Raw genomic sequence first — 5,040 nt, 5'->3', positions numbered from 1 at the left:
CGCTCAGCAGCACGCTGCCCAGCAGCAGGGCGCGGCGCATCAGTAGCCGCCTTTCTTGCCGATGCCGGCGTAGACGAATTCGTAATGCACTTCGCAGCGTTCGAACCACGGTGCGACGCCGGTTTCCTTGTCGGTATGGCGGCCCAGGGACTGGTGGCCGCTGGGCGGCAATACGCTGAAGGTCAGGGTGTATTTGCCCGGGCCCTGCAGCTTGACGTTGTCGCCGTAGTGCGGCCCGTCATTGGCGACCATGGCGTGGAAGTCACCGGTGATCGGCGTGTCGCTGCCTTGCTTTTTCAAGGTAAAGGACAGGTTCAGGTACGGCACGAAACTGCCTTCCTGGAAGCCTTGGGCATTGTCCGCCGTGGCGCGTACATCGGCTTCAAGGTGGACGTCGGAGTCGGCCGTGGCGCGCATCATGCCGGCGGGCGCCATCTCGATCGGTTGCAGGTACACCGCGCCGATTTCCAGGCCTGGGCAGTGCTGCGGCTCGCCGATCGGATACTCCTTGGCGAACGCCGCAGAGGTGGACAACAGCAGGACCAGGGACAATGAAGAAGGGATACGCATGGAGGCTTCCTGACGGGGAGGGGAGAAAACCCGAGTCTAGAAAGGTTGATCGTAAATAATAATGATTCTTGTCAAGTTTCTGCGATATTTCATGTTGGCCGACCTTGACGGCGGTCAAGGTTATCCTCCCTTGCTCAGGTTAGGTTGGCTCTATCGTTCGCCGGTAGGGAACCTCGTCATGGCCAAGCCTTTTCCGCTGCACCCCAAACACCCCGAACGCATCTGTTGGGGCTGCGACCGCTATTGCGCCACGACCGACCTGGCCTGTGGCAACGGCGCCGACCGCACCATGCACCCGGCCGAGATGATCGGTGATGACTGGTACGAGCACGGCGACTGGGGGCTCACCCCCGAACCACCTGCCACGGACGAGCCGTCAGCTGCCTGAGCAGTGTTTGGGTTTCGTGTCTTGAGACGTTGACGAGGGCTTTTCGCAGCAAACTCGATGGAACCCTGAGGTCGGATGCTTGACCTAACTCATAGACCTCAGGAGGTGAACCATGCAAATCGAATATATCTGGATCGCATTGGCAGTGATTCTGCTGCTGTTGGAATTGTGGGCGATCAACATTGTATTGCGCAGCACCAGCGGCTGGGAGACCAAGGGGTTGTGGTTGGTGGTCCTGATCTTTGTGCCGTTGCTGGGGCTGATCGCCTGGGTGATGGCGGGGCCCAAGCGAGAGATGCAGGAGCCGCGTAAAAGCTAGGTGATATCCGCAAAAAAACAGGCGCCGATGGGCTAATGCTGGTCAGTTAAGCGATAGAGCAGGTAACCGCTAACCCGTGGCTAGGGAGCTTGCTCCCGCTGGACTGCGTAGCAGTCCCCTCTGTTGGGGCCGCTTCGCGTCCCAGCGGGAGCAAGCTCCCTCGCCACATTGACAGTGTTCTTCCTTAACTGACTGGCATTACGCCGATGGGCGCCTGTTTGCATTCAAGGCTGGCCGCTGTAGTCGGCCGTCGATATAAACGCAATGGCTGGTTGTACGGCCGATGGGCGGTTACTCTCTGTGCTCAGTTCAGGGAGAGGTGACCCCGATGTCGTTGATCACAACCATCGAAGACTTACGCAAGCTGGCGCAAAAACGCGTTCCAAGGATGTTTTACGACTACGCCGATTCCGGCTCTTGGACTGAAAGCACTTACCGGGCAAATGAAAGCGATTTTGCCCAGATCAAATTCCGCCAACGGGTGGCGCGCAATATCGATGAGCGCTCGATCCGCGCCACCATGATCGGCCAGGACATGGCTATGCCGGTCGCCCTGGCGCCCACTGGCCTGGCCGGGATGCAGCATGCCGATGGTGAAATTCTCACGGCCCGCGCCGCTGCGGCCTTTGGCCTGCGCTACACCTTGTCGACCATGAGCATTTGCTCCCTGGAAGACATCGCCGAACAGGTCGGCCAGCCGTTCTGGTTTCAACTCTATGTGATGCGCGACCGCGCCTTTATCGAGCAGTTGATCGAGCGCGCCAAGGCCGCTGGTGTCGATGCGTTGGTGTTGACCCTGGACCTGCAGATCCTCGGGCAACGTCACAAGGACCTGATCAACGGCCTGTCGGCGCCACCCAGGCTGACGCTGCCAAATATCCTCAACATGATGACCAAGCCGCGCTGGGTGATGGGCATGCTCGGCACCAAGCGCCATGGCTTCGGCAATATCGTCGGGCATGTCAAAGGCGTGGCCGACATGAGTTCGCTGTCGTCGTGGACCGCCCAGCAATTCGACCCGCGCCTGAGCTGGGACGATGTGGAGTGGATCAAGAAGTGCTGGGGCGGCAAGCTGATCATCAAGGGCATCCTCGATGTGGAAGATGCGCGCCTGGCCGCCAATGCCGGCGCCGATGCGTTGGTGGTGAGCAACCACGGTGGTCGTCAGCTGGATGGCGCGCCGTCGAGCATCAGCCAATTGCCGGCGATCGTCGAGGCGGTGGGCGAGCGTATTGAAGTGTGGCTCGATGGCGGTATTCGTTCCGGCCAGGACGTGCTCAAGGCGATGGCATTGGGCGCCAAAGGCACCATGATCGGTCGCCCGCATTTGTACGGTTTGGGCGCGATGGGTGAAGCGGGGGTGACCAAGGCGCTCGAGATCATCGCCCGCGAGTTGGACGTGTCGATGGCACTGTGCGGGTATAACGATATACGCGATGTGAATCGCGATATTTTGCTGCCTGGCACCTTTCCCCAAGGTGCGGGTTGAGCAAAAAAATCGTAAAAAAATAAAAAGAGTTGTCCACGAAAACCGTGGGTATCTCTGTGGATAACTTTGCGCGGGCCCGGCGGGGGTTGGCGATTCAGCCCAAGGTCAATATTTGATCAACTTCTGGCGCGGGCCAGCATAGGCTGGGTTTGCGCTTGACAGCCCCGTGCGAACCCAGTGCCGAAAACACACTTTATGAGGCGTTGGTGTGCCCAGTTGAGTGGGTGACGACCTGTGTCGGCATCTTCGTCATCACCTGCACCCGATTGCGTCCATGGGCCTTGGCCTGGTACAGCGCCTGGTCGGCCTGGGACAGTAAGTGCGAGAGATCATGGCCTGCCGCCGTGGTGGTCACGATGCCGATGCTCACGCTCAAGAACCCCGGCGTCAGCAGGTCCAGTTCGGCAAACCCGCGGCGGATGCGTTCGGCCACTTCAAACGCACCGGCCGCATCGCTGTCGACCAGCAGGCAGGCGAACTCTTCACCGCCGATACGCGCAAACACATCACCGCTGCGCAGCGTTGCCCGGGTCACCTGGCTGAAGGCGATCAGCACCTGGTCGCCCATGGGGTGGCCGAAACTGTCGTTCACGCGCTTGAAGTGGTCCAGGTCGCACAGCAACAGGGCTGCGCTGCGCTGGTGACGGTTGCAGTCGGCCAGCAGTTTTTCGCCCTTGAGCATAAAGGCGCGGCGGTTGCCGGCGCCGGTCAGTGCATCGCTGAAGGCGGCGGCCTTGAAGCGCAACTCGGCGCGCTCCTTGACCATCGCCAGGGTGACGTAGGCAATGCCGATGGCATACAGCATCGATTCAAACAGCATGAACGAGAAAAACGGCACGCCTTCGCCCCCCGAGGCCTGGGCGTTTTTCATCGGCAGGCCGGGGTCGGTGAGCGCGCGTATGCTATAGAACGCGGTATGCAAAAGGGTCAGCACCAGGGCGGGGGCGTAGGCGACTTCCAGGGTCGCGCGGTTGCGCCACAGCTCCAGGGCCGACAGCACGCCATAACTGGCCGCCAGCAGCGAATACAGGGTGACCCGCGCCGACAGCGAAGCATAAAACTGCGGCAGCAGGCACATCAACAGCCACACGCCACACCCGGCAAAAATCCCCGGCAGGCTGGGCTTGCGTTGCACGAAGGCGCGCATGGCGGTCCAGTTCATCGCGGCGCTGAGCAACAGCACGACATTGCCGAGGATCAATGCGACAAAGTCCACGCCCACGCCGCGCACCACGATCAGCCCGGTGCCCAGGGAGGCGAGCAGCAGCATGATGCCGAGATAGCCCAGGGTTGGCTCGCGGCCACGGCTCCAGGCATGCACGGTGAGCAGGCCCATCAGGCAGAACACGAACACGGCCACTATCAGTAGCGTCGGGATATGCAGCGACATTGCCTTGCCCTTGGAGAGACCTTTTGTGGGCGCGATTGTAGCGGTATGCGACCCGCTTGACGCTGACCTTGCCACCGCGACATGCTCCTGCTCCTTTGAGCAAAGGCCCGACCATGGACAACAGCCCCGTTCGCATCACCGCCGAAGAGACGCTTTCGGACAATTGGTACCTGCTGAAAAAATACAGCTTCGACCTACGCCGCCGCGACGGCAACTGGCAGGCCCAGACCCGCGAGGTGTACGACCGGGGCAACGGCGCGACCATCCTGCTGTACAACCGCGCACAGCGCACCGTGCTGCTGATCCGGCAGTTCCGCATGCCCACCTTCGTCAATGACTACCCCGGTTACCTGATCGAAGCCGCGGCCGGGTTGCTGGACAACGCCAGCCCCGAGGAACGCATTCGCCTGGAAGCCGAGGAAGAGACGGGCTATCGGGTGGGGCATGTGGAGAAGATTTATGCGGCGTTCATGAGCCCGGGGTCGGTGACTGAGCGGATTCACTTTTTTCTCGGTGAGTACCAACCGGGGGATCGGGTGGGCACGGGCGGTGGGATTGAAGAGGAGGGTGAGGATATCGAGGTGCTGGAATTGGGATTTGAGCGGGCGCTGGCGATGGTGGAGAGTGGGGAGATTGTGGATGGGAAGACCATCATGTTGTTGCAGCATCTGGAGTTGCGGATGTTGAAAGAGGGGTGGTGAGGGTTTGGGTTTGGGTGATTGTGTACATATCCGTTATTTAGGTAACGGCGGCTTATGGTTCCGCTCTTACAGCGGGTCACTTTTGGCAAACGCCCCAAAAGTAACCAAAAGGTCTTTGCCCCACCACTCGGCACCTCGCCTAGGCTCGGTGTGCCCGAACGCAGGCTTTGGAGCGTGGGCCGC

General features: G+C 60.6%; 6 protein-coding genes. 4 read left to right on the top strand and 2 right to left on the bottom strand.

The window, feature by feature from the left end:
- Window positions 1-39: 39 nt before the first annotated feature.
- Window positions 40-570 carry an iron transporter gene (locus tag L9Z73_RS25080; RefSeq protein ID WP_247406847.1) on the bottom strand — a complete coding sequence of 177 codons (531 nt, stop codon included), beginning with the start codon at window positions 568-570 and terminating at the stop codon, window positions 40-42.
- A gap of 178 nt (window positions 571-748) precedes the next feature.
- Between L9Z73_RS25080 and L9Z73_RS25075 the strand changes: the two genes are divergently transcribed.
- From L9Z73_RS25075 to L9Z73_RS25065, 3 genes are all read left to right on the top strand, one after another.
- Complete coding sequence (locus tag L9Z73_RS25075) at window positions 749-958, top strand: DUF3079 domain-containing protein (protein WP_017849308.1); 210 nt, start codon at window positions 749-751, stop codon at window positions 956-958.
- Between the two features lie 112 nt (window positions 959-1,070).
- Entirely contained in the window at window positions 1,071-1,277 is a 207-nt protein-coding gene (locus L9Z73_RS25070; RefSeq protein WP_247406845.1) for a PLD nuclease N-terminal domain-containing protein, read from the top strand.
- Window positions 1,278-1,605: 328 nt separating this feature from the next.
- Window positions 1,606-2,766, top strand: a complete 1,161-nt coding sequence (locus L9Z73_RS25065; RefSeq protein ID WP_247406829.1) for an alpha-hydroxy acid oxidase — start codon at window positions 1,606-1,608, stop codon at window positions 2,764-2,766.
- Between the two features lie 193 nt (window positions 2,767-2,959).
- Here L9Z73_RS25065 and L9Z73_RS25060 read toward each other — a convergent pair whose 3' ends face one another.
- Complete coding sequence (locus tag L9Z73_RS25060) at window positions 2,960-4,156, bottom strand: GGDEF domain-containing protein (RefSeq protein WP_247406826.1); 1,197 nt, start codon at window positions 4,154-4,156, stop codon at window positions 2,960-2,962.
- A gap of 113 nt (window positions 4,157-4,269) precedes the next feature.
- On the opposite strand from L9Z73_RS25060, the gene L9Z73_RS25055 reads away from it, so the two are divergent.
- Window positions 4,270-4,857: an NUDIX domain-containing protein gene (locus L9Z73_RS25055; protein WP_247406823.1), complete on the top strand. Its 588-nt coding sequence runs from the start codon at window positions 4,270-4,272 to the stop codon at window positions 4,855-4,857.
- Window positions 4,858-5,040 lie beyond the last annotated feature (183 nt).

The organism is Pseudomonas emilianonis (genome assembly GCF_023072625.1).
GTDB lineage: Bacteria > Pseudomonadota > Gammaproteobacteria > Pseudomonadales > Pseudomonadaceae > Aquipseudomonas > Aquipseudomonas paraveronii.
Note: the sequence above shows the minus strand (reverse complement) of the source record. Positions and strands in the feature narration are given on the sequence as shown.

Excerpts from the sequence above, each read along its gene's own strand:
- L9Z73_RS25075 (WP_017849308.1), top strand. The coding sequence starts at position 749 with ATGGCCAAGCCTTTTCCGCTGCACCCCAAACACCCCGAACGCATCTGT.
- L9Z73_RS25065 (WP_247406829.1), top strand. The coding sequence starts at position 1,606 with ATGTCGTTGATCACAACCATCGAAGACTTACGCAAGCTGGCGCAAAAA.
- L9Z73_RS25060 (WP_247406826.1), bottom strand. The coding sequence starts at position 4,156 with ATGTCGCTGCATATCCCGACGCTACTGATAGTGGCCGTGTTCGTGTTC.
- L9Z73_RS25080 (WP_247406847.1), bottom strand. The coding sequence starts at position 570 with ATGCGTATCCCTTCTTCATTGTCCCTGGTCCTGCTGTTGTCCACCTCT.
- L9Z73_RS25070 (WP_247406845.1), top strand. The coding sequence starts at position 1,071 with ATGCAAATCGAATATATCTGGATCGCATTGGCAGTGATTCTGCTGCTG.
- L9Z73_RS25055 (WP_247406823.1), top strand. The coding sequence starts at position 4,270 with ATGGACAACAGCCCCGTTCGCATCACCGCCGAAGAGACGCTTTCGGAC.